Below are 23,528 nucleotides of genomic sequence, written 5' to 3'. Positions count from 1 at the left end.
CCCCACGAAAAATGGTGGGGTGGGCAAAATAACCTTATTTAGGCCAAGTTATTCTTTAGACTCAAACTCTTTTTCGGCTTCTTCCCAAGACTTCTCCAGATCTTGATAGGCATCAGAGAACCCCAGTTTCATTTCATCCCATGCATCGGCTGAGCTGGATTTCATACTGCCATACCACTGGGCGACCTTATTCTGTTGCTTACGGAGTGCTTTGAGATTTTCACGGGCTTCTTTACGCGCGGCTTCACTCATTGCATCCCAATTTTTATCTGTCTTCGCCTCTAACGCATCGATGTGCTTGTCTAACCTATCAAGGCCCTCTTTGACTTCTTTAACCGCTTGATCTCGTTTATCGGCGCTGTACGCCCCAATCGTTTTGAGCATCTCTTGGGTTTCTTGCTTAATATCTTCAATCGACGTTTTTTCACTCGCCTTGTCATTATCGGTCTGTGCATGACTCATTGGCACATAACTCAGGGGTAAAACCCCCATTACGGCGGCTAATATCAATGCATTAACATATGATTTCATTAGCTATCTCCTTATTATCTTGATCTGCATTTGGCTTCATCATTAGCTGATGTTATTTGAAGCGATTCACCGCTGATTTAAGCGCCCTGTCGAGTGAATCCCACGCACTGTTGATGCCCGCTTTGACATCCTCCCAAGCATCATCACTCGACTCTCGAAGCTCAGTTAATTGATGCGCAACATCCCTTTGCATTGTCCGTAACTCGTCGATTTTTTTATAATACTCTATTTGTACCTCGGCTTCGGCCTTATCTGCTTTGGCTTTGAGCTTATCTATATCGGCGCTCCATTCGTTCAATTGAGCCCGTAATTTCTTTTCATATGCTTGTTTCATACTCATAGCGTTCTCCTGTGCAATAAAAAAGTTAACAAACATTTTTAACACTTCATTGTTATCGCTTTAATGCCATTAGCTTATATACGCTCGCGCCTACGACTTAAATTGACTAATTAAAGAAAACAATAATTAACTTAAAAAAAGTGGCTTCATTTTGTCGTGATAAATTGACTAATATGTTTGATGCTAAATTAACAACGACATCAGAAAACGTTGACTTCTACGCATGACAGAACAGTCGTAAATAATGTGAGTGAAGAGGTAAAAAAAAGGGGGGCAAAAAATACACTACGCCTCCTTTAAATTCAATGAATGATTAAATCAAGGCTACCGCATAAACGTTTATCACTCAAAAACTGTTCAATAAATGCTCATGACCTATACGAATGTTAAGCTGAAAACAGATATTGCTGAGTGCAATTGAGTGTACCTTTATTGTTAAGGTCAATTATGAACACTCATGTACTCAACCTGATGATAAAGCCTAGCCAATACAACTTCGAAATTCAAATGTAGCATTGAGACCACAACTAAGGACTTAACCCCAGCGATCATAATAAAGCCTGACTGAGTATGTCAGTCAGGCTTTTATTCAAATGCTACTTATTCAAATGCTTACTTATACACTAGAAGGGCGCGTTAATGTCGACCACGTTGATGAGTTTATGGTTTACAAACTCTTTTAAACCTAAGTCAATTAACTCGCGTCCATAGCCTGAGCGGCGCACACCACCGAAAGGCAGATCCGCCTTAACCATAGTAGGATGATTAACAAACATCATGCCAGTTGAAACCTGCTTAGCTACCCCCAACCCACGTTGGTTATCTGCAGTAAATACCGAACCACCAAGGCCATAAGGGGAATCATTAGCGATAGCAATGGCGTGCTGCTCATCCCTGGCCTTGAAAATGGTCGATACTGGGCCGAAAAACTCCCAATAATAAGCGGGATTATCCGGCGTCACATTGGTCAATATCGTTGGTTGTACAAAGGCACCTTGCTCTGGTACTTTAGTGCCAACTTCAACGGCTGTTGCACCATATTTCACCGCATCACGGATCTTCTGCTTCACTTCATCCGCAGCACCTTGAGACGATAAAGGTGCTAATGTTGTGGTCGGTTCCATAGGGTCGCCAGCCTTCAGTGCCTCAACCCCCTTAATATAACCTTGCATAAACTTATCGTAGATCGCATCAACCAAGATCATCCGTTTTGACGATACACAAACCTGACCAGCGTTCCAGTGACGGCCGAATACGGCCCAGTCGATAGTTTTAGGCAGTTCGGCATCTTCGAGGACAATAAAGGCATCGGATCCGCCCAATTCTAGCGTCGATTTTTTCAGTGCTTTACCCGCCTGGGCGGCTATTATGGCACCTGCACCTTCAGAGCCTGTCAATGCCACGCCGTGGACTTTAGGCGAATTAATAATCTGTTCAACCTGATCCCGCGTCGCATATAAATTCTGGAACGCGCCTTGTGGTAACCCAGCATCGAGCATCAAGCTTTCAAAAGCGGCGGCGCATTGCGGCACATTGGACGCGTGTTTAAGCAACAGTGTATTGCCAGCAGACAATTGAGGAGCCAAGATCCGTGCTATCTGATAATAAGGGAAGTTCCAAGGTTCAATGGCAAGTAAGACGCCTAGGGGATCGTGCACTATCATGGCATCCCCTTCGGCGGGATCGGCAACGGGCAGTTTTTGCGGCGCGAGCAACCGTTCAGCATGTTCTGCATAATATTCGAGGATCTGTGCTGACAGCTCCACTTCGGCCTCGGCCTCGGAGATAATTTTACCCATCTCCAGCGTCAGCAACTTAGCATACTGACGCTTGTTATCTCGGAGTATGGCGGCAGCTCTGGACAAGATGGCAGCCTTGTCGGTAAACGAGACATTACGCCAGTTCAAGAAGGCCTGATGAGCCGAGTCTATCGCTTGCGTTACTTCAACATCTGTTGCATTTGGGAACTCTTTGATGAGCTCACCCGTAAAAGGACTGATCGTTGCATAAGCCATATGTTCCTCCAAGTGTTTAACAAATAAGATTTTAATGCCGCCCCTATGAACAGCCGAGGACAAGCCATAAGTACGCTGGATTGATGGTGCTAATAACGTTATCGATTTTGGCTTCTGGAGATTTTCCTATTCCGATACGAACCCTGTTTGAGAGGGCTTTTTTAATACAAGATTGACGCCATCGCCCGCTTACAAAAATAAGCGCGAACTTCAAAGTAGTAAGTCAGCGCAACACCAATGCCTACAGCAAAAAAGCGGTGTGTTTTTAGTGGAAGTGACTGTAGGTGGGATCGCGTGCCCATGACAGATAATCCACTTAATTAACTCTACCATAGGCCCCATATTAATCTAAGGTTTAAACATCTGTATTAATCACACTCAACAGCAGATATGACTAACAAAATAAGAACAATGAAGATATAGAACCTTTTTGATTAAATACAGTAGAGCCATTAACTAATTGGTAACAAGTTTAAATCGGGAAGTGTACTCTCAACCAAGATTAATCAATCACGCAGAGGGCATATGAATATATTTAGTGAATGTATTTTGTGATGTCGATGATTTTTGTAATGCTTTTATTCCTAAATGGGAACAACAATGCTTAACAGATGGCACCCGCAAGTTTAAGCGCGCTGGCAGAATGACGATGAGTTAAATTATTCATCTCACGTAAGTGGTCAACCAAACTTTGAGCTCGGGTTATGGCATTTCTCAGCCCTTCCGATAGCTCAAAATAAATAGGAAGCCCACCACTATCCACGGCTAAATGGATGTTTTTAGAGTTGCCGCCACAAACTACTCTTTATATCATTATCTGAAATGGCCGCGGCAGTACTGTGCTGATGAGCTTTAACAATAGAGCCGTCTGCAAAGACCCAATCGTAATCTGATGGTTTGGCTCAACCATTGAATAACAAACTCAATAAACCCTTCTTTGACCACAAGTTAAAGCGGCGACAAATGGTACTCCAGCGGCCAAACTCAGTTGGTAAATCTCGCCATGGGATACCTGTTCGCAGCCAGTAAAGTATCTCTTCAAACGTCATGCGGTGTTCTGGTTTGTTGTATATGCGGCCTGCGCTCTTCATTACTTGAAGTCGCTTTAACCACCGCTTATCAGTTAGCCTTGGCATGGTATTGAGTTTTTAATTTATTTTTGGTGAAACAAATTATAACGCTTTACCATGCCGCTCAAAAACTAGTCACGAAAGATCAACAGGCCCTAGTGCCGTTATTCCAATGTGCAGTTATTTTTCCTCTTTAAAAAGCTGAGATACTTATCTGATTTAAGGCATTATCACATTTTGACGACATATTTGAGCAAGCGCCTATCCGCTGTCAAAACTTTATTTCAAAAAGCAAGTCACAGGTAAACCACTGACGACTTGCGGTAATAACCATTAATATGCACACTAAAAAGTCAGAAACAGGTTAACTGCCTCCAACTTTTTCCAGCGATAAAGGCCCCTTAGAAGGGCGCAGGGCGCGGTGTATTAGCATTAGATGGCGGTAATATTGGCAGGACAATTTGTGGCTGCTCACCAGTTAATGTCTTTAAAAACGCGACCATCTGGTTAATTTCAGCATCACTTAACTTTTGCCCCAACTGGATATCAGCCATGGTATCGACCGCTTCTTCAAGGGTCCACACACTACCATCGTGGAAGTAGGGATAGGTCAGTTCGATATTTCTCAGTGTCGGTACTTTAAACACGTACTTATCGGCTTCATTACCTGTCACATCTTTACGACCCTGCGCAGGATTGTCGGTATGAAACGGCTTAACCAGCCCCATCTTCATGTACATGGTGCCGCCGACCGCTGGGCCGTTATGACAGCTAACACAGCCTTTATCTTTAAACAGCTGATAACCCGCTTTCGCCTCGGCATCTATGGCATCTGCATCGCCAGTCAAATACAGATCAAACGGGCTATTGGGCGTCACCAAGGTTTTTTCAAACGCGGCTATGGCATCGGTAATGCGATCGATATTCACCTCATCTGAGGCATAGACATGATTAAAGCGCGCCACATAAGCCGGCATAGAGGCGATAGTGTCCACTGCAAGTTCGTGGGTGTAAGCCATCTCTTTAGGGTTGGCAATTGGGCCTGCCGCTTGAGCCTTTAGATCGGCCGCGCGGCCATCCCAAAACTGCGCCAGCATATAGTCAGCATTAAGCACTGTCGGTGAGTTAATGGGCCCCTCTTGCCAATGGTGACCTATCGAGGTCGGCAGGGCATCGACGCCCCCTGTCGACAGGTTATGACATGAGTTGCAAGAGATAAAACCCGACATCGAGAGTCTAGGCTCGAAAAACAACATTTTGCCGAGTTCAACTTTGTCAGGGTTAGTGATCACTGCAGGTTTTATCGGCTCAATAGGTTCACCGGCCGAAGCGGCTGACATGGATAATAAAGAAGCAAGTATTATGGCAACAGGGGTTAACTTAATCATGAAAATACACCTATCTTTTGTATGGCTAAATGGCCGTCATAATAGGGTAAGCATTACCGCAAGTTAAACGGTAATTTCCGATTAGGTCTATCGTGTATCTGGATACTAAACATGGGATGCAAGTCACTGTTTATTTTGAAAAACAAGTTATATTGACTGGCTATTTTGTTTTTATAATACATAAATAACACCAGTATTAAACAGTTTGGCAAACTCTTGTCTATTAGGCTCGTATCTAAGCTAACCTCGTATCTCCTGCCCCCTCATACTTGATAAAACCTGTAACCTAGCATCAAACGTCAACCTGTCTTACTCTCTTTTTTGACTCACTTAATCTGCGCCCACGACGTTCAATAATGTGCATAATGGTCGAGATAACGTGATAATTCGATTTATCATAGCCCTATAGTGTTAACCTAATGCCTTTAGCCTGGTGCTTTATAAAGAGTGGAGTAGACTGATGATTTTAATAACTGGTGCCAGTAGTGGCTTGGGCGCGGCATTAGCAACCCAATATGCCGAAGAGGGACACACTGTCACCATTAGTGGTCGCTCGGCAGAGCGACTACACACAGTGAGCGAACAACATACCAATATCCACCCTATCGCAGCCGACTTGGCCAATGAAGCCAGTGTCACCATGCTATTTGATAAACTGTCTGCCAGCACGCCAAACACTGTGATCCACTGCGCAGGTAGCGGCTATTTTGGTGGCATCGACACTCAACAAGCTACAGAGATAAATACATTACTAGAGAACAATGTCACCTCCACCATACTGTTAGTACGTGAACTAGTTAAACGCTACAGAGATAAAAAAATCAACGTGGTAATAGTGATGTCAACCGCAGCCCTTGCCGCTAAAGCTGGCGAATCCACTTATTGCGCAGCTAAGTGGGCCGTGCGTGGCTTTATAGAATCGATACGTTTAGAGCTGAAAAACAGTCCGATGAAACTTATCGCGGTGTATCCTGGCGGCATGGACACCGACTTTTGGCTGAGCAGCGGTAAAACACTAGATACGTCGAGTTTTATGTCGGCCAAGGAAGCGGCGGGGATGTTAAAACAGGCGCTTACCGCCAGCGAACATGGCTATATCTCAGATATCACCATTCAGCGGGGGTAATCAGTCCGCCAATCGCGCTCGGCAAGGCGCCTGTGCCCCCCCCTTTTAGGTGCCACAATAACTGACAAAGGGACCAAAGCTTGCGGGAGCAGGCTTAGCATAATCCTCGGCGCCCTCTTGCGCGGTATAGGGCGTGGCTAATACCTTAACTAGACGCTCAAAAGGTTGATAATCGCCGTGACGCTGCGCCGCTTCTATGGCCTGTTCAACTTGATGATTGCGGGCAATATAAAGGGGATTAACACTATTCATCAGTATCACGCTCTGCTCAATCGTTAACGGATCTTGCGTAATACGCGCCAGCCACAGCCCGCGCCAAACGTTAAACTTATCGGCATTGTTAAATAGCTTTTGGCTGTCATTGCGTTGATGAGCTAAATCGCTTGCCAGTTGGCGGAACAGATTAGTGAAATCGACGTTCTCCCCCGCCATCGCATCGAGTAGCTGCTCGCCCAGCGCCTGATCGCCAACCTCCTCGGTAGATAAACCTAGCTTGGCACGCATGCCATTAACCCAATGGTGCTTAAACACATCCCAAAACTCGGTCACCGCCTGCGTTGCCAATTCGATTGCCACAGATTGTGACTCATCGATAAGCGGTAACAAGGTTTCGGCTAGGCGTGCTAAATTCCACTGGCCTATCGCCGCTTGGTTGCTATAAGCATAACGCCCCTCTCTATCGATAGAGCTAAAGACACTGTCTGCATCGTAATAGTCGATAAATGCGCACGGACCATAATCGATTGTCTCGCCGCTAATCGTCATATTGTCGGTATTCATCACCCCATGGACAAACCCCACTAGCAACCATTTGGCAATAAGGCTGGCCTGGTTATTACGCACCGCACGTAAAAAGTTTAAATAAGGGTGCTCACTCTGAGCGAGCTCAGGATAATGGCGGGCAATCGCATAATCGGCCAGCTGCTTAACCTTGTCTTGCTCACCGCGAGCGGCAAAAAACTGAAAACTGCCGACACGCAGATGGCTCGATGCGATGCGGGTCAGCACGGCACCAGGCTGTAACATATCGCGTCTCACCGACTCGCCGGTGGCGACAACGGCTAGCGCGCGGGTGGTGGGAATATTAAGTGCATGCATCGCTTCGCTAAGGATATATTCGCGCAGCACTGCGCCCATCACAGCTTTGCCATCGCCACCGCGAGAAAACGGGGTTGGCCCTGAGCCTTTTAGCTGCAGATCGAGGCGCTGCCCCTCAGTATCTAGTACTTCGCCCAGTAACAGGGCGCGGCCATCACCCAATTGCGGAGTAAAGCCGCCAAACTGATGCCCTGCATAGACTTGCGCTAATGGCAGTGCCCCAAGTGGACTCGCACTGCCAGATAACACTTGGGCTAACTGCACAGGATCCTCATTGGTTAACCCAATGCGTTTAGCCAAAGCCGTATTTAATTTCACCAACTCTGGCGCTGGCGCACCATCGCCCTCGCAAGCGACATAAAAGCCACCGAGCTGTTTGGCGAAACTGTTGTCGAAATTTAATCCTAACTCTATTGCATTACTGTTCATGATCTACATCCGTTCGGCAGGGACAATCCAATCCGTGTACTATTTAAGTTGCTGCGAACCCAGAATGAGCGGCAATGATGATAAGCGGCTCAGCGGATCTCATCCTGTTATTGAGTAACAAATAAGAGTGGCTCTTAACATCGATTGACTTCACTGCAGTGAACTTAAACACAGGGCAAAAATAACCCATTGGGATTGATTAAAACCTGTCTAAAATCTGTTCTTTATATTTTAGCGCAAGCCGCTTGATAAAGAGAATGAAATCTCACTATTGTCCTGCGTTCTACGCTTAACGCTTGGCTAACTTCCAGACGGTTTGATCTACATAGCCTGTGCCAGTGTGAAGGATATCGCCTTAATAGTCTCGCTGCTTCATATACTGCTTAGGTGGCTGACCTAATGCGTGTTTAAAAAAATTAATAAACGCTCCTACCGACTCATAACCTAAATCCTCCGCGATGCGCTGTACCGATTCTCCACAGGTTAGCCATTGCAAGGCTAGCACCAGATGCAGCTGACCACGCCATCGCCCAAACGATAAACCCACATGTTGTTTGACCAAACGCGACAGGGTGCGTTCACTCATGGCAAATTGGCTCGCCCACTCCCTTACCGTTTGTCGCTCGGCGGGCTGTGACAGTAAACACATGGCTATTGCCTTTAGCCGCGGCTCGCTCGGGATAGGAAAATTAAACTGCTCGGTGGGCATCACCCGCAATTGATCTAGCAGCACATTAACTAAATTGTCGGTAGTGCTGCCAGCTTGATAGGTTTGTTCCTGTGAGGTCAGATGCACGATTAACTCACGTAACAGTGGTGATATCGACAGGGTACAAATTTTAGTGGGCAAGCCTGCGACCTCAGGATCGATGAACAACATACATACATTGGCCTCTTTCGACACCAAGTTACTGTGACGAACTTGACTTGGGATCCACACAGCACAATGGGGGGGCACCATCCAAATGGCATCGGCAATGTTGCATTTAACGAAGCCACTCAACGGCATCACCAACTGGCTCTTATAGTGCTGATGTAATGGCGTTTCAGTCTCACGATCACCGCCCATGAGGCGCAGTGACACCACCTGCTGTGGATAAATATCGGAATCGAAATCGGGAAAACGAAAGGGATCGGCAAGCATGATTTGACCGTTTTTAAACATATAAAGTCACTATACACCAATACGGTAAGCTTATTGAAGGGTATGCTAGCCCGTCACCACCTAAGAGGAACCCATGTGACCCAGCTTCAGCCAGCCAAAATCGCGACTAGCGCCTTAGTCTTTACCGGTATTTTATTAATTTCATTGAGTCTGCGTAGCCCCATTACAGGCATAGGCCCCTTGCTCGATGACATAAGCCAGCAATTGGGGATCTCGGCCACCCAAGCGGGAATGTTAACCACCTTGCCTTTACTGGCCTTCGCACTATTCTCCCCCATAGCCTCAAGCATGGGAAAACGCTTTGGCCTCGAACGCTCGCTAATGACCTCTTTGGTATTAATCACCCTAGGCTTAACGCTGCGATCATTAGGCAGCACCGATATGTTATTTATCGGCACCACAGTTATCGGTGCGGGTATCGCCATCGCCAACGTATTGCTGCCTAGCCTTACCAAGCGCGACTTTGCTGACAAAGCAGCGACCGTCACCTCACTGTATGTATTAATGATGGGGGTGGGTTCGGCCATTGTTGCCAGCATTGCGATTCCGGTCGCTAAGTGGGTGGACAGCCAAGCCATTAACCTGCTGCCCAACTGGGCATTATCGCTAGCGACCAACTTAGTATTCCCACTGGTAGCGATATTAGTGTGGCTTCCCTTGATGCGTAGCAATAAGATCTCGGTGCACACACAGGCTACACATGAGAGACATGGTTATGTTTGGCGTTCGTCAGCAGCGTGGCACATTACACTGTTTTTAGCCTTGAACTCATTCTTAATGTACATATTAATCAGTTGGTTACCAAGTATTTTAATCGACAGTGGTTTTAGCCATGAACAGGCGGGAGTGATCCATGGTGTGTTGCAATTAGCCACCGCCCTACCCGCATTAATCTTGATCCCATTAATGGCGAAGGTGCAAGATAAGCGCAAATTAACCTTAGCACTGACGAGCATGGCACTGCTGGGCATCATAGGGCAAATCATCGCTCCTATGCAGGCATTATGGTGGGCATTATTGATGGGGTTTGGGATTGGTGGCAGCTTTATTATCGGCTTAGCTCTAATCAGCCTGCGCACCGCTAACAGCTACCAAGCGGCGACGCTGTCGGGCATGTCACAGTGCATCGGCTACTCTTTTGCCGCCACTGGGCCACTTATCATGGGGGCGATGTATCAGCAAAGCCATGACTGGCGCACGCCCTTGCTGATGTGTGCCGGCGCCGCGGTATTGTGGGCGGCGTGCTCTTTTTTTGCCGCCAACGGCAGGCTGATCAGCAGACCCCTTGAGAGCGATACGCGCCTGCTCCCCCTTGAAATATCATAGTGAATAAACCGATAAAAAAGCCTCATAACACGATGAGGCTTTTTTGTTAGTTTAGCTGCCAGCACGATGGCTGCTCCCTTGGACATTAACGGGCGATTTTCACCTCAGGTGCATTCATCATTGCCAGTAATGGATTGTCTTGCATCACCTTAGACTTCAGCGCTGCACCTATGGCTAACCCCGCGACAAACCCACCAATGTGCGCCCAATAGGCTACGCCCTCGCCCGCCATGAGTAAGCCGATAATATTGAACACAAGCCAGATACCGAAAAATGCCAATGGGCTGAGCTTTTTCTGATAGATAACAAACATAAAGGTAAGGCTTGCATGGCGGAACCAGATTAAGTACATACCAAATAGTCCCGCAATGGCGCCACTGGCACCAACCATGGGAATACTCGAACTCGGATCGGCGATGATCTGCGCCGCCGCAGCGGCAAAACCACAGAGTAGATAAAGACCTAAAAACTTCGCTCTACCTAACGCATCTTCAAGGTTGTCGCCCACCACATAAAGAAAATACATATTGCCAGCCAAATGCAGTAAATCGCCATGTAAAAACATATGACTGACTAATGACCAAGGATGATGGCCGGCGAGTAGATCGCTCGAACGCATGGCAAAATTGTCAAATACCGTATCTGTGGTATTGAGATCGAAGCCATAGCCGATAAAAATTAAGATATTCAGCGCCAGCAACAAGTAGGTCATTATCGGACGCGATGCGGGCTTGAGGCTGAACTCCACTGGCATCTGCGATAAAAACTGAAAGATCCAAGTCTTAGCACTGATCTTGGCATTCAAGTCAGCCAGGTGCTTTTTCACTAGCGGTGAATGCACCACCTTGGCGCGCTCATGTTCATCGATAAATACACCGCTACATTGATGACAAACATCAACTTCAATTTCATAGCCGGGCATTAAAAAATGGCGCCGCATAATGCATTCACATTGCACGCATTGACGCGCCGAGGCACCTAACTGCTGGCCGAGCGTCTCTTCGACGCGCACTTTATCGTCGCCATTATCGGCTCTGGATAACGCCCCATTTAACTCGCCATTTTCAAACCACATACCGCCACATGATCGGCAGTTATCGACCTCTTCACCGTGAAAATGGTGCACTTTCATCGCAGCTTTATTACAGCCAGGACAGATCATCATCATTAAATCCCTTTATCTATCTACAAAAATATCGTTACGTTTGAGCTCATCGGCCAAAGCGGTGTAGTTGGCTTTTAATGCCGGCAAGGTGTTATCACTCACCTCTTGGGTGAGCGTTTTAAGCAAACCTGCGCCATATTTAACCCCATAGATGCGCTTCTCCATCTTATCTATGATATCGGCTGACTGCATGTAGAAGCGCCGAGTCTGAGAAAGCAAGGTGGACGGTGTCTCTAAGGTATAAGGGGAGTAACGCATGTTTTCCCATACAAAGTTGGCCATCACTGGGTGGTGGTTTTTAATATCGTAGGGTGCCTTGCTCGCAACAAAATCGGCATACTCGTTGATAATATTAACGTTGTCATTAACTTCATCATAAAGCGCCTGACGTAGGTAATAGTTATTTTGCTTGTTAGTCAGGTTGTCAAAGGTGATAGCCTGAGACAAGCCCTCTTGTGCCGCCAAATAAACGCCTATTACGGTGGCGATGATCATAAATATTTGGCTTATCCAGAAACTGGTTTTAATCAGCTCGCCATTATCAAGTTGGGGAAAACGCTTAGTCGCCGCGGTGGCGCTCTGGTGCGCGAGGCCAGACTTTGGGCTGGTATTTGAGTTGATCTCCATATCGTGCAGAACTCCTTACTTGGTTGCACAATCAAAAAACACTAACGTAGGTGACATACAAAAACGGCAAAATGTTAGCACAGCTGGGTATAAAAAACGCGGCATAAATGGACTTTAAATGAACAGAAACAACTATTAACGCCATCTATATCATAAATATCAACTAAAGTTGCAGTCCTAGACCCATTTCGATTTGCGCCGCATCAACCTCATTGCCACCTAATGAAACATCTTTAGCGCCCAGCACATATATTCGATAAATTCGAACTTTATAAGCATTATTTAGCGATTTTTATTCGACAACCTTGTTGTTAACCTACACTCCTGAAGATTGAGTCACAATCGCCAACATCAGCAACTATCATCAATAGTGATGTTCATTGGCCGCCCCATTTGGAGAAGACGATGAAAGTAGTAAGTCAATATAACGCCTTACCGGCCATGGACGGTGACGGTGTCAACATTCGTCGCGTCGCCGACTTTACTCGCACCAAGTTTGACCCCTTCTTGATGCTTGATGAGATAAAGTCCGATGATAAACAAGACTTTATCGGCGGATTCCCACCTCACCCCCACCGTGGGATTGAAACCTTTACCTATATTCGTAAAGGCGGCTTCGAGCACAGAGACCAACTAGGCAATGTTAAGGCGATACGTGCCAGTGACGTTCAGTGGATGAGTACCGGCAGTGGAGTGGTGCATTCAGAAATGCCTCTGGCCGATGCAAACGACGGCCTGCATGGTTTTCAGATTTGGCTCAATATGCCTGCCAAAGACAAGATGCGTCCGGCAATTTATCGTGACAGTAGCGATACCCACAACCCAGAAATCACCAATTCCCTCGGCGCAACGCTGCGGGCATTGGCTGGTGATTGGCAATTTGCTGACATGGACACTCACATCAGCGCGCCAGTGCAAGGTTTGGCTGGCCAAGGGATGGTGGCCGATTTAATGCTGGCAGCCAACGCGCAGGCGCAGCTCGACTTGAGTCATCGCCAATATGCTGGGCTTTACCTGTATCAAGGCAGTATCAGTAGCACGCAGCAAGATACGCAAGCGCATTTTCAGCAGGGGCAGTATTTAATAGTTGATAGCCAAGGATTATTGTCGCTACAAGCAGGCGATGATGGCGCGGGACTCTTAGTATTTGCCGGCGATCCTATTCGCGAAAAAATCGTCCATATGGGGCCATTTGTCATGAACAGCCAAGCCGAAATTGAGCAGGCCATTGCCGATTATCAACAAGGACGCTTCGGCGAAATTGTTAGGTCCTGTTGATCTTTCAAGGTTGTTTTTGCAGCAAGTTGCTGGGTATTTATACCAGGCAGAAGCTTTGTAGTGTAGTTACTCTACATAAGAAGCTGAGAACGCAGTAAAAATACCCAACAAACGCTGCCCGAAGGGTCCGGCTAAAAACGTTTTACTCTTTGTTAAGTGAATTTTGCTTAGATGACTAGGCTGCCATCCACTCGCCTTGATTAACACGTTTTTGTCTCGAACAACACTCAACCAGCAAAGAGCAACAGGCCCTAGTAGCTAAGCGCAATTGGCATAAGTCTGCAGGTGTGGTGGACAGCCCATCGCACCGGTTTACTTAAAGGTGACACCTTCCCCTGTGGGAATCATTAACCGCTGATATCACATACACAATAGATAACTCCCCCCCCCTCAAGCTTTCAAACTGTACGCCCTAAAGCAGCCCCTCTAATCGGCGCGACCGATTTGCAGCCAGCCCTGTGATTGACAACCTAAGATCAGCCAAACAGCGGGCTTAATCGCAGCTAAGATGTATAAATTTGCACTCTATCAAGCTTTATCTGGCGATATCTGTGGTAATTTTTAATTAAATAGCCAACTACGGGCCCTCTCAATGAATCCATTTCAAGCGTTAAAACTGCACCTTGCTCCGATGCCAGCTAAGCTCATGCTGTTGCTTGCCATGCTCTTTAGCCCTGCCACACTGGCCAGCAGCACTATGGCTTCAGCTGGCTCAACCTTAGATCTCACCGCCACCTTGGGTGGCTATGTCGCACTAGCCATCTTTATTTTGGCCTACTTATTTGTGATGAGCGAAGAGGCGCTGCAACTGCGTAAGTCCAAGCCGGTACTGGTCGCAGCTGGGCTGATTTGGGGGATCATCGGCTTTATCTATGTGGGCCACGGCATGTCAGCACTGTCGGAAGCGGCTTTCAAACACAACCTACTCGAGTATGCCGAACTACTGCTGTTTTTACTGGTAGCCATGACCTACATCAACGCCATGGAGGAGCGTAAACTGTTTGATGCGCTGCGCGCATGGATGATCAACCGTGGTTTTAGCCTGCGCAGCGTATTCTGGTTAACCGGCTTTATGGCATTTTTTATCTCGCCTATCGCCGATAACCTCACCACAGCACTTTTGATGTGTGCGGTCGTGATGAAAGTGGGTGGCGACAACCGTGCCTTTATTACCCTCGCCTGTATCAATATCGTGATCGCCGCCAATGCTGGCGGCGCCTTTAGTCCCTTTGGCGATATCACCACCTTGATGGTATGGCAAAAAGGGGTGGTACAATTTGAGCAATTTATTGCGCTATTTTTACCCTCGCTGGTCAACTATCTTTTGCCCGCGGCGATAATGAGCTTTTTTATCGCTAACACGACCGAGCAAGCTGCAATTGAGAAAGTCACCATGAAACGTGGCGCTCGGCGTATTGTCGGCCTGTTTCTACTGACCATTGCCACAGCGGTGTGCTGTCATTCGTTTTTGGGGCTTCCCCCCGTACTGGGAATGATGACCGGCCTGGGCTTGTTACAGTTTTTTGGCTTTTATCTGCGTAAAACATTTGAGCAAGCCGTGGTAAAGGCGCGCGAACGGGCTGAGCGAGAAAACAATCTCAAACGCTTAGAGCAACTAGGTAATGTGGTGCCCTTCGATGTATTTACCCGTATTGCAAGGGCCGAATGGGACACGCTGCTGTTCTTTTATGGCGTGGTATTGTGCGTTGGCGGCCTAGGGTTTATGGGGTATTTGGCCTTAGTGTCTGAGCTCATGTATCAGCACTGGGACATCACCTATGCCAACATTACCGTCGGCTTGTTGTCGGCCATTATCGATAATATTCCGGTGATGTTTGCAGTATTGACCATGAACCCAGAGATGAGCTTAGGCCAATGGCTGCTTGTCACCTTAACCGCTGGCGTCGGTGGCAGTTTGTTGTCGATTGGCAGCGCCGCGGGAGTCGCCTTAATGGGACAGGCTCGTGGTGTCTACACCTTTACGGCTCACTTAAAGTGGACCCCCGTTATCGCCTTAGGTTATGCGGCCAGCATCTTAACCCACCTTTGGCTAAACGCAGGCTTATTTTAATCCCATTAATGAAGCTAAAAATTGCCCATAAAAAAACGGTGTTGGATAGACTCCAACACCGTTTTTATGACTAAGCTGATGTAACGACTTAGTTAACCCGTTTGTTTAGGCTAACCATAAGAAGCCCATAAACGTTAGTACTGCTGCAATAAGCGCATAAGGTAACTGAGTGACCGCATGGCTCACCAAGTTACAGCCCGAGCCTTGAGCCGCCAGTACCGTTGAATCGGAATAGAAGCACGCTTGGCTACCAAAAGAGGAGGCCGATAACAGCGCTCCAATCACCAAAGGAATATTAGCATCTACCGCTTGTGCTAGTGGCATCACGATAGGAATAGACACCGCAAAAATCCCCCAGCTTGAGCCCGTCGCAAATGCCAATATCGACATGGTTAAAAATACCACGGCAGGCAAGAGTTGTGGCGTCATAAAGGCGCTGAGATTACCAATCACATATTGCGGCAGTAGCATCTTGTCACACACATCTTTAAACACGAAGGCGGCGATAACAGTGCCAATGGCTGGCAGCATCGACTTAAAACCGTCGATCATCTGGTCCATCATCTCTGACAATGGCATCAAACGTTGCAGACCATAATAGGGCAAAGTCACCGCTAAAGTGGCAATTAACCCTTTAAGCACATCAATATCGAAGTACACGGTAAAGGCAACCAAGAGTATGATAGGCACAAAAAAATTGTGCAGCTTACCTAGGTTATCGGCGTGTTTAAACTCTTCTTCAATGGCCTTAACACCATAATCATCAGAGGTTTGCACCTCTTCTAAATCCATCTGTTTTAGCGCAGGCTCACCCTGAGCCGCCGCCTGTTGCGCCTTTTTCATCGGCCCAAATGCGGGCACTATACCCAAAATCACCAATAGCACCATGGCAACCGCAAGCCAGGCATACAACATGTATGGAATAGCCGACATGTAAATCGCAATGCCTTGGCCTTCACTGGCCACACCGTTGTCGACTAACAAGCCACCAAAAAAGACCGCCCAGGTAGATAGCGGCACTAACACACAAATCGGCGCCGCGGTTGAGTCAACCACATAGGCCAGCATCTCACGTGATACCTTAAACTTATCGGTGACACGTTTCATGGTCGAGCCAACCGTTAAGGCATTGAGGTAATCATCAATAAAAATCACCACACCTAAGATAAAGGTCATAAACAGTGATGACTTAGGTCCCTTAGCAAACTTAAGCGCATGGCGGCCAAATGCCATCGAGCCGCCGGTTTTCACCAGCAAACTGATTAAGGCACCAAATCCACCGCATACCAGAATCAACCAACCTATGGTCTCATCTGCCATCACAGAAAGGGAGATAGTCGAAATATTATTGAGTACATCGCTCGGCTGATACATCGCCAGCCCCACTAAAGACCCGATAATTAATGAGAGAATTGGACGGCGTAACCAAATAGCTAACACCAAAACCACCACAGGTGGGATAAGACTTAAGGCTGTCGCTTCAGACATGCGTTAAGGTCCTTCTTAAATTGAGCCAATACGGCAAACTAATTTCACTAGGCGAAATTGGTTATTATTCCAACTACGCTTAATTGCTGCTTTATTATGGACATACCACTAACCATGAGATGATGGTCAATGCCATTTTGCACCTTAGTTAAAACATCGGCGGCAAAATAATCCTCAATGGCCGATGAGTCAATAACAAATACTTATTTGATTAAAAAAATAATCGCCTACGCTGACACCAACAACCTAAACCACTGAAAGCAAAGGATATAACTAAAATTTGTTCGCGCTTAGATTATTGCTCTTTTGCTGTTGCATATTTAGCTAAGATGCATAATTAAATATTGCCTATGGTGAATTCAGCTTGAGTATGTCGGCTTTAGGTTAATCACAAATTTTTCTCTTCTTGGGTGACAAGTTTTTTTGGCGTGCTACTCTCCTCTGGTGTCAATCTAAGGAGTGTGACAATGACCCATTCAAAATCAATAACAAACCCTATCGACATTTCCAGCGTCACCATCGCCCCCAACGCCAACGCGCGTCCGATCATTCTCGATTGCGATCCCGGCCATGACGATGCCATATCTTTAGTTTTAGCTTTCAGCAGCGGGCAGCTCAATCCCTTGGCTGTGACCACCAGTGCCGGCAATCAAACACCAGATAAAACGCTTAATAATGCACTGCGCATGCTGACACTGCTTAATCGTTCAGACATCCCCGTTGCTAGCGGCGCCATTAAGCCATTAGCAAGAGAGTTAATTATTGCCGACAACGTACACGGTGAAAGTGGTCTAGATGGCCCACAACTGCCCGAGCCTAGCTTTGCTGCCCTTGAGCAAAACGCCCTTGAATTGATGGCCGAAAAAGTCCGCCAAAGCAAAGATCCTGTGACCTTAATTCCGTCGGGACCACTAACCAATATTGCCCTGTTTTTGGCCAACTACCCTGAACTGCACAGCAAGATTGAACGTATCGTATTGATGGGTGGTGCCGCGGGGGTCGGTAACTGGACCCCAGCTGCCGAGTTTAATATTTTTGTTGACCCAGAAGCCGCCGATATGGTGTTTAAGTCAGGCATCCCCATCACCATGTGTGGGTTAGATGTGACCCATAAAGCCCAGATCATGGATGAAGATGTTGAGCGTATTCGCCAAATTCCTAATCCTGTGGCGCAATGTGTTGCCGAGTTACTCGACTTCTTTATGATCTATCACAGAGATCCTAAGTGGGGCTTTATCGGCGCACCACTACATGATCCCTGCACCATCGCTTGGTTGCTCAAACCTGAACTCTTTAGTGCCCAAGAGTGCTGGGTAGGCGTGGAAACCAAAGGTGAGTACACTCAGGGCATGACAGTCGTCGACCGCTACCACTTAACCGGCAAGCCCGCCAATGCCACCGTACTATTTGATCTGGACCGGCAAGGCTTTGTCGACCTTATCGTTGAATGCTTGACCGCATACAATCAATAATTCACTTATATTAAAGGGGCCTTCGCCCCTTTTTATCTGAAGAACCACTCATTATTAGGACGATAATCATGACCAGACTCCTTATCTTAGGTAGCGCCAATATTGACCATGTGATGAATTTCGATTTCCTCCCCGAGTCTGGACAAACCTTAATGAGCCGCGATTATCGCCTCGAATATGGTGGCAAAGGTGCCAACCAAGCCGTGGCCAGCGCCCGCCTTGCTCAACCAGGCACTCGGGTCGATTTTATCTGCCATGTGGGAGACGATGTGGCCGGGCAACAACTCTGTAATGCTTGGCTCAGCGATGGTATCCATCCCGATGGCGTGCATCAAATAGCAAAAACCTCTACAGGTAATGCTATGATTTTTATCGATAAAAATGGTGAAAACATGATTGGCGTCTCGCCAGGCGCTAATGCCACACTCACCCCTGACGCCCTGTTACGCCATCAGCCGCTTATCGAGGCCGCCGATTGGTTATTGGTGCAGTTAGAAACCCCAGTGCTCAGCGTATTAAATGCCCTAAAGCTAGCAAAATATCAAGGCTGCAGCACCATACTAAACCCAGCCCCAGCAAGAACAATAAGCAAAGAGTTGTTTCAATTGGTGGATATTATTACCCCAAATGAAACCGAGGCAGAGGCAATAACCGGCATAGAAGTCACCGATAGTGCCAGCGCCAAACTGGCCGCCCAGATGATGCACCAATTAGGGCTGAAAACAGTGATCATCACCTTAGGTAAACAAGGAGCCTACGTTAGCAGTGAGGAATTTTGTGGCTTACTGCCGGGCTGTGAGGTCGATGCTATCGACACTGTGGCAGCTGGTGATACCTTTAATGGCGCCTTAATGGTGGCATTGAGTGAAGGGTCTACCATAGATGCGGCGGTGAAATTTGCCCACCGAGCCGCGGCCATCGCAGTCACCCGAGCTGGCGCGCAGCGATCGATCCCTTATCGCCATGAATTAGCAATCGCCCCATCAGCGCCATGAACGTAGAAATAACGATGAGTTAGCCTTGTTGGCACTCCTGTAGCAACTGCTGAAAATGCACACCTAAATCTTGGGTGGCAAATTCACCGCCCGAGCGTGCCAACTGTTCTACCGTTTGCAATGCCTGCTCTAGCCCTTGCTGGTCAACCAATGCCGATGCATAAGCGGCTAAGTCGGCCCCTTGCAGCAACAGATCAAATAGCTGTGAAAAACTCACCTCTTGCTCCATAGCAGCTTGTAACTGTGTCATTAACTCAGCTATTTTTGCCTGCTCCACCAGCGCTCCTTCGACGCTCACTAACTGACCCAATGGATCCTTTGACAGCTGGCTCGCCACACACTGTGCTACCGACCCAGCCGCCGCACCTTGGGCAACGGTTGCAATACCTTGAGCGCGGATCTGCTCTACCACGGTTTTTAATTGTTGATCTTGCGCTAACCATGCTTGCTCCATTTGCGCCTTATCATCGCCCACAAACCCGCAGGCCGTTAACGACAATGCCGATACCGCAAGCACTAGATTCAATACGTTATTCATAAATCACTCCCCCTTTAATAAGCGCAAATAAGTGAAACTGCTACACTATACGAGCTTTTATTTAAGCGAGAATTAATTTAGTCATAATCACGCTAACAGCCTAATCAATGAGCCGTATGTCAGCTGCACTGCTGTGGCCGTTATTCTTATGTCACCGCAGACAAACTCGGCGATAAATTTACTGGCAGACACATCTCGCTGATTGCTCACACGGTGGCGCACTGGCGACCTCGCAACGACCAGTGGCATTGCCGCTCGCCTTACACCACTTTAGGCAATCAAACTGATCGGGATGACCAGTATCGTTACTGTGAGCATGAACCACCCCTTTACCTGGGTTTGACTCCACCAATACCACATCCGTTAAACAAGCCTCGCCAAACATGCGCCCATTGACATTGCCATCCTCATCGGTGCCGATATGACAGCCCGCCACGTCTGGCGCCACCCCATCGGAGTCGAGCCACCAAGTGGTTTCGCCTGCTTGCCAGTCCACTGGTGTGAAAGCAAATACCCCCTTGGCTCCCGCCATCTGCAGGGCATCACTGGACGGCGGCGCTAACTCTTCAGCCTTGACCTGCGTTAACATTAAGCCTCCCATCAGGATTAACAGCAAAAAAACTAAACATTTAAATCCATTAACTTTTATCATATTCATTCCTTAAATAATGGGTCAATATCAAGCCTGCCTGACACGCTCAACTATTTAAGTGTAGCGCCGCTGCGAATCCACGCCACAGACGCCACTCCAGTGATAACAATAATGACTAAAATTCGCTAGAAATGGGCTTTACTTTATCTAAAAAATAGGCGTACTATTGCGCAGCTCAGCCAAGACGCAAATAAGCGCAGGCTAAACGCCACTCTTGGGTAGCAAGAGCAGTTGCTGCTTGATGAGAGCGCGTTAAGCGATAGTGTTATTCAGTACTGACAACCGCTAATCGGATTCAGTTTTGAATCGCTCATTAGGATAAAGAGGAGATAAGATGAGTAAAAAAAATCATCGACGCACGATACCCCATGACAGTGGCCGTGGCATCATTAAAGACAACGCCTTAAAAGCTATCGTCACCAGTGAGTTATTTAGAATGCGCACTGAGAAGCCTAAAAAAGGCAAAGGATCATACAACCGCAAACAACAAAAAGGGCAAATGCTAAAGGGCGTTGCCCTTTTTGACTTTTTAAGCCTATTTATTCCTGTCAGTTCATCAGTAAATTCCTAGAATAAAAACTGCACTGCCTCCCGCCTTAACTGCTATATCGAACACCAACACGCCATTCCCCCCGACTAACTGATTAAGTTGCTCCCCTAAACACCGTCAGATTACCGTTTTTATAACAAACTGTTACCATAAATGAGGCTGAGTCACCTTATTATCACCATTATTTTGCTAGTGGCGATATTCCTTGATAGCAATAGCGGTGCAACTCAGTCAAAATCGGCCTTTATCAGCGATTGCTTAATCATTGTCATAGGGCGTTGTTCACCATGTCATCTCAAGCCGTTTTACCTAAACTTGTACCATTATCATTTTTAGCGGTAGTGCTTATCTGGTCAACCACGCCTCTCGGTATCGTGTGGAGCAGCGAGTCGGTTCATCCGACCATGGCAGTCTTACTGCGCATGCTAATCGCTTTAGTGCTTGGTTTGCTGGTTATTATGATGACTAAGATCCGCCTCCCTTGGAATCGCGTCGCCTTTAAGCTCTATGGTTTTTCTGCTATCGGTATCGTTGGCGGTATGTTACTCAGTTATTTTGCCGCTCGTTATCTGCCTTCGGGCACCATGTCGTTAATATTTGGCTTATCGCCATTGATCTCAGGGCTGTTGGCCCAGAAGCTGCTGAACGAGCCCAAATTTGGCCCCATGCGTATACTGGCATTACTGCTGGCATTTACGGGCTTAGGAGTGGTGTGCTCGGCTAAATTGGCACTAGGCAGTGATAGCTGGATTGGCCTAAGTCTTATCTTATGTGCCGTGTTGTTATTTAGCCTTAGCGGCGTATTAATTAAAACCGTCCACATTGCCATTCACCCCATTGCGAGTACCGTGGGAGCCTTGCTTTTTTCCACGCCATTATTTGCGCTAGCTTGGTTACTCTTTGATGCCAGCTTACCTATCGATACTTGGTCGGTGCGTTCCATGGCGGCCATAGCTTATTTGGGGGTTTTTGGTTCACTTATAGGCTTTGTGGCTTACTTTTATATTTTGCAGCACCTAAACGCCAGCACTGTGGCATTAGTAACACTTATCACCCCTGTCTTTGCCATGGCCTTGGGGGCACAACTCAATGGCGAGGCGATAACCGAAGCACTGGTGATAGGTGCGGGCTTGGTGCTGGGCGGACTGGGCTTATACCAATTTGGCGATAGACTAAGGCGCCGACTCAGTCGCATAGGCCAGTAACCCTATGAATGCAACATAGGCCAGGCTCGTATCATCACCCCTCTTCGGCGAGCGAGATTTGCATTCGGCTGATATCGCGATTCCATAGTTGAATGATCTTGCGGGTTTTCTCTTTATTCCAAAAGCACTTACCAAATAAGATGATCCCAGCCCCTTCGAGATCGCGGCGATGTTCAATAGCAAAACGCTGTTGTAACTCCTCTTTAAAGCCATCGATTGGGATCCCCACATCTTTACAGTCGGCTGGGTTAAGCCAGAGCATCGCCTTATCGGTATGAGAAATGGTGCCCCAATACATACGCGGCGCCCCATTGTCAGTGGGGCTAGCCTGACTAAAATTAACAAACAGATTTTTAGCGCGCCAACGATACTTGTCATCGGTATACACCCATAAATCTGAGCTAGCCAGCTCGCTGCCACGCAATAAACTGTGTAACAGTTTCTCTAACCCTTCGCGGGCGATGCGTTTATCGGGCGTGGGAATGCTAGCCTCACTGGGCGTTGGCGTGCTCTCTTTAACGGGAGGTGTGATGGGCGAATGAGCCGTTTGGGGCATTGGTGCTGCTGGCTCGGAAACTCTGTTACCTGTAGCCGTTGCTGCGGTTTTTGCCTTAGTGCTATGGCTTGATGCGTGTTTAGAAAAGTCGATTCGCAGCGCATCGCTGTCGACAATAAGCTGGTTAACCTCGCTGGCATCTTGCTCTTCACGTTGGCGGCTGGCGCTGGGTTTAAACTCGCGGCAATCTAATTGATGATAACGCGAGCCAAAGCAGGCTGCCTTACCATCTTTAGAGGCTTTACGAAAATACGCCTTACCAGCACAGGCTGGGCAATATAGGTGCTGACGCAAGCGTTCAATCTCCGCCTCATCGAGGCGTTGAAACTGAAATACCGAATAGACGGTTTGCGATAACTTATCCATACGACAAATAGCGTCAAGCATTCTTTGTATCCTTTATCTCGCCATGCGCCAGCATTATGCCCCAGTCAATAGGCTCA

Annotated in this window: 20 protein-coding genes and 2 pseudogenes; 9 read left to right on the top strand and 13 right to left on the bottom strand. The window is 47.3% G+C overall.

The annotated features are described in order from the left end of the window. Positions 1-48: 48 nt before the first annotated feature. The 3 genes from DVO77_RS05730 to DVO77_RS05720 form a co-directional block, all read right to left on the bottom strand. Entirely contained in the window at positions 49-531 is a 483-nt protein-coding gene (locus tag DVO77_RS05730) for a sll1863 family stress response protein (RefSeq protein WP_249038111.1), read from the bottom strand. A gap of 52 nt (positions 532-583) precedes the next feature. Next, positions 584-871: a sll1863 family stress response protein gene (locus DVO77_RS05725; RefSeq protein ID WP_119977745.1), complete on the bottom strand. Its 288-nt coding sequence runs from the start codon at positions 869-871 to the stop codon at positions 584-586. Between the two features lie 623 nt (positions 872-1,494). After that, positions 1,495-2,886, bottom strand: a complete 1,392-nt coding sequence (locus DVO77_RS05720) for an NAD-dependent succinate-semialdehyde dehydrogenase (RefSeq protein ID WP_119977654.1) — start codon at positions 2,884-2,886, stop codon at positions 1,495-1,497. 538 nt (positions 2,887-3,424) lie between these two features. Between DVO77_RS05720 and DVO77_RS05715 the strand changes: the two are divergent. Continuing rightward, positions 3,425-3,541, top strand: a pseudogene (locus tag DVO77_RS05715) (IS982 family transposase); the annotation flags it as partial. Here DVO77_RS05715 and DVO77_RS05710 read toward each other — a convergent pair. Both DVO77_RS05710 and DVO77_RS05705 read right to left on the bottom strand, forming a co-directional pair. Further along, a pseudogene (locus DVO77_RS05710) lies at positions 3,542-4,022 on the bottom strand (IS5 family transposase); the annotation flags it as partial. 335 nt (positions 4,023-4,357) lie between these two features. Beyond that, the gene (locus DVO77_RS05705; protein ID WP_119977653.1) at positions 4,358-5,344 is read right to left on the bottom strand and encodes a cytochrome-c peroxidase; all 987 of its coding nucleotides are present in this window, start codon (positions 5,342-5,344) and stop codon (positions 4,358-4,360) included. Positions 5,345-5,804: 460 nt separating this feature from the next. Between DVO77_RS05705 and DVO77_RS05700 the strand changes: the two genes are divergently transcribed. Continuing rightward, entirely contained in the window at positions 5,805-6,470 is a 666-nt protein-coding gene (locus DVO77_RS05700) for an SDR family NAD(P)-dependent oxidoreductase (RefSeq protein ID WP_119977652.1), read from the top strand. A gap of 45 nt (positions 6,471-6,515) precedes the next feature. Here DVO77_RS05700 and DVO77_RS05695 read toward each other — a convergent pair whose 3' ends face one another. Next, positions 6,516-7,997, bottom strand: coding sequence for a protein adenylyltransferase SelO (locus tag DVO77_RS05695; RefSeq protein ID WP_110457283.1), 1,482 nt, complete (start codon positions 7,995-7,997; stop codon positions 6,516-6,518). A 355-nt stretch (positions 7,998-8,352) separates the two neighbouring features. Then, entirely contained in the window at positions 8,353-9,162 is an 810-nt protein-coding gene (locus DVO77_RS05690; RefSeq protein ID WP_239473269.1) for an AraC family transcriptional regulator, read from the bottom strand. 75 nt (positions 9,163-9,237) lie between these two features. On the opposite strand from DVO77_RS05690, the gene DVO77_RS05685 reads away from it, so the two are divergent. Then, a complete protein-coding gene (locus tag DVO77_RS05685) occupies positions 9,238-10,488 on the top strand; it encodes an MFS transporter (protein WP_119977651.1) in 1,251 nt (416 codons plus the stop codon). 85 nt (positions 10,489-10,573) lie between these two features. Here the strand turns inward: DVO77_RS05685 and DVO77_RS05680 are convergent, their stop codons facing one another. Further along, positions 10,574-11,656: a rhomboid family intramembrane serine protease gene (locus DVO77_RS05680; RefSeq protein WP_119977650.1), complete on the bottom strand. Its 1,083-nt coding sequence runs from the start codon at positions 11,654-11,656 to the stop codon at positions 10,574-10,576. Between the two features lie 9 nt (positions 11,657-11,665). Then, positions 11,666-12,280 carry a hypothetical protein gene (locus tag DVO77_RS05675; protein ID WP_119977649.1) on the bottom strand — a complete coding sequence of 205 codons (615 nt, stop codon included), beginning with the start codon at positions 12,278-12,280 and terminating at the stop codon, positions 11,666-11,668. 405 nt (positions 12,281-12,685) lie between these two features. Between DVO77_RS05675 and DVO77_RS05670 the strand changes: the two genes are divergently transcribed. Together DVO77_RS05670 and nhaD are read left to right on the top strand one after the other, a co-directional pair. Then, entirely contained in the window at positions 12,686-13,558 is an 873-nt protein-coding gene (locus DVO77_RS05670; protein ID WP_119977648.1) for a pirin family protein, read from the top strand. A gap of 631 nt (positions 13,559-14,189) precedes the next feature. After that, positions 14,190-15,629, top strand: coding sequence for a sodium:proton antiporter NhaD (gene nhaD / locus DVO77_RS05665; protein ID WP_119977744.1), 1,440 nt, complete (start codon positions 14,190-14,192; stop codon positions 15,627-15,629). 105 nt (positions 15,630-15,734) lie between these two features. Here the strand turns inward: nhaD and DVO77_RS05660 are convergent, their stop codons facing one another. Then, entirely contained in the window at positions 15,735-17,117 is a 1,383-nt protein-coding gene (locus tag DVO77_RS05660; RefSeq protein ID WP_110457278.1) for a Na+/H+ antiporter NhaC family protein, read from the bottom strand. 467 nt (positions 17,118-17,584) lie between these two features. Between DVO77_RS05660 and rihA the strand changes: the two genes are divergently transcribed. Beyond that, complete coding sequence (rihA, locus tag DVO77_RS05655; protein WP_239473268.1) at positions 17,585-18,589, top strand: pyrimidine-specific ribonucleoside hydrolase RihA; 1,005 nt, start codon at positions 17,585-17,587, stop codon at positions 18,587-18,589. 68 nt (positions 18,590-18,657) lie between these two features. Then, the gene (rbsK, locus tag DVO77_RS05650; protein ID WP_119977647.1) at positions 18,658-19,584 is read left to right on the top strand and encodes a ribokinase; all 927 of its coding nucleotides are present in this window, start codon (positions 18,658-18,660) and stop codon (positions 19,582-19,584) included. A gap of 19 nt (positions 19,585-19,603) precedes the next feature. Here rbsK and DVO77_RS05645 read toward each other — a convergent pair whose 3' ends face one another. Both DVO77_RS05645 and DVO77_RS05640 read right to left on the bottom strand, forming a co-directional pair. Beyond that, a complete protein-coding gene (locus DVO77_RS05645; protein WP_119977646.1) occupies positions 19,604-20,122 on the bottom strand; it encodes a hypothetical protein in 519 nt (172 codons plus the stop codon). A 178-nt stretch (positions 20,123-20,300) separates the two neighbouring features. Further along, positions 20,301-20,711 (bottom strand): hypothetical protein, encoded by a 411-nt coding sequence (locus DVO77_RS05640; protein ID WP_249038110.1) that lies wholly within the window; start codon positions 20,709-20,711, stop codon positions 20,301-20,303. Between the two features lie 397 nt (positions 20,712-21,108). Between DVO77_RS05640 and DVO77_RS05635 the strand changes: the two genes are divergently transcribed. Together DVO77_RS05635 and DVO77_RS05630 are read left to right on the top strand one after the other, a co-directional pair. After that, positions 21,109-21,345 carry a ribosome alternative rescue factor ArfA gene (locus DVO77_RS05635; RefSeq protein ID WP_119977645.1) on the top strand — a complete coding sequence of 79 codons (237 nt, stop codon included), beginning with the start codon at positions 21,109-21,111 and terminating at the stop codon, positions 21,343-21,345. Positions 21,346-21,611: 266 nt separating this feature from the next. Next, positions 21,612-22,529 carry a DMT family transporter gene (locus DVO77_RS05630; RefSeq protein WP_119977644.1) on the top strand — a complete coding sequence of 306 codons (918 nt, stop codon included), beginning with the start codon at positions 21,612-21,614 and terminating at the stop codon, positions 22,527-22,529. A gap of 34 nt (positions 22,530-22,563) precedes the next feature. On the opposite strand, the gene DVO77_RS05625 is transcribed toward DVO77_RS05630, so the two are convergent. Beyond that, positions 22,564-23,472 carry a hypothetical protein gene (locus tag DVO77_RS05625; protein WP_119977643.1) on the bottom strand — a complete coding sequence of 303 codons (909 nt, stop codon included), beginning with the start codon at positions 23,470-23,472 and terminating at the stop codon, positions 22,564-22,566. Positions 23,473-23,528 lie beyond the last annotated feature (56 nt).

Source organism: Shewanella algidipiscicola (assembly GCF_003605125.1).
Classification (GTDB): domain Bacteria; phylum Pseudomonadota; class Gammaproteobacteria; order Enterobacterales; family Shewanellaceae; genus Shewanella; species Shewanella algidipiscicola.
This window is presented reverse-complemented; position numbering and strand designations above follow the sequence as displayed.

Excerpts from the sequence above, each read along its gene's own strand:
- DVO77_RS05730 (WP_249038111.1), bottom strand. The coding sequence starts at position 531 with ATGAAATCATATGTTAATGCATTGATATTAGCCGCCGTAATGGGGGTT.
- DVO77_RS05725 (WP_119977745.1), bottom strand. The coding sequence starts at position 871 with ATGAGTATGAAACAAGCATATGAAAAGAAATTACGGGCTCAATTGAAC.
- DVO77_RS05720 (WP_119977654.1), bottom strand. The coding sequence starts at position 2,886 with ATGGCTTATGCAACGATCAGTCCTTTTACGGGTGAGCTCATCAAAGAG.
- DVO77_RS05705 (WP_119977653.1), bottom strand. The coding sequence starts at position 5,344 with ATGATTAAGTTAACCCCTGTTGCCATAATACTTGCTTCTTTATTATCC.
- DVO77_RS05700 (WP_119977652.1), top strand. The coding sequence starts at position 5,805 with ATGATTTTAATAACTGGTGCCAGTAGTGGCTTGGGCGCGGCATTAGCA.
- DVO77_RS05695 (WP_110457283.1), bottom strand. The coding sequence starts at position 7,997 with ATGAACAGTAATGCAATAGAGTTAGGATTAAATTTCGACAACAGTTTC.
- DVO77_RS05690 (WP_239473269.1), bottom strand. The coding sequence starts at position 9,162 with ATGTTTAAAAACGGTCAAATCATGCTTGCCGATCCCTTTCGTTTTCCC.
- DVO77_RS05680 (WP_119977650.1), bottom strand. The coding sequence starts at position 11,656 with ATGATGATGATCTGTCCTGGCTGTAATAAAGCTGCGATGAAAGTGCAC.
- DVO77_RS05675 (WP_119977649.1), bottom strand. The coding sequence starts at position 12,280 with ATGGAGATCAACTCAAATACCAGCCCAAAGTCTGGCCTCGCGCACCAG.
- DVO77_RS05670 (WP_119977648.1), top strand. The coding sequence starts at position 12,686 with ATGAAAGTAGTAAGTCAATATAACGCCTTACCGGCCATGGACGGTGAC.
- nhaD (WP_119977744.1), top strand. The coding sequence starts at position 14,190 with ATGCCAGCTAAGCTCATGCTGTTGCTTGCCATGCTCTTTAGCCCTGCC.
- DVO77_RS05660 (WP_110457278.1), bottom strand. The coding sequence starts at position 17,117 with ATGTCTGAAGCGACAGCCTTAAGTCTTATCCCACCTGTGGTGGTTTTG.
- rihA (WP_239473268.1), top strand. The coding sequence starts at position 17,585 with ATGACCCATTCAAAATCAATAACAAACCCTATCGACATTTCCAGCGTC.
- rbsK (WP_119977647.1), top strand. The coding sequence starts at position 18,658 with ATGACCAGACTCCTTATCTTAGGTAGCGCCAATATTGACCATGTGATG.
- DVO77_RS05645 (WP_119977646.1), bottom strand. The coding sequence starts at position 20,122 with ATGAATAACGTATTGAATCTAGTGCTTGCGGTATCGGCATTGTCGTTA.
- DVO77_RS05640 (WP_249038110.1), bottom strand. The coding sequence starts at position 20,711 with ATGTTAACGCAGGTCAAGGCTGAAGAGTTAGCGCCGCCGTCCAGTGAT.
- DVO77_RS05635 (WP_119977645.1), top strand. The coding sequence starts at position 21,109 with ATGAGTAAAAAAAATCATCGACGCACGATACCCCATGACAGTGGCCGT.
- DVO77_RS05630 (WP_119977644.1), top strand. The coding sequence starts at position 21,612 with ATGTCATCTCAAGCCGTTTTACCTAAACTTGTACCATTATCATTTTTA.
- DVO77_RS05625 (WP_119977643.1), bottom strand. The coding sequence starts at position 23,472 with ATGCTTGACGCTATTTGTCGTATGGATAAGTTATCGCAAACCGTCTAT.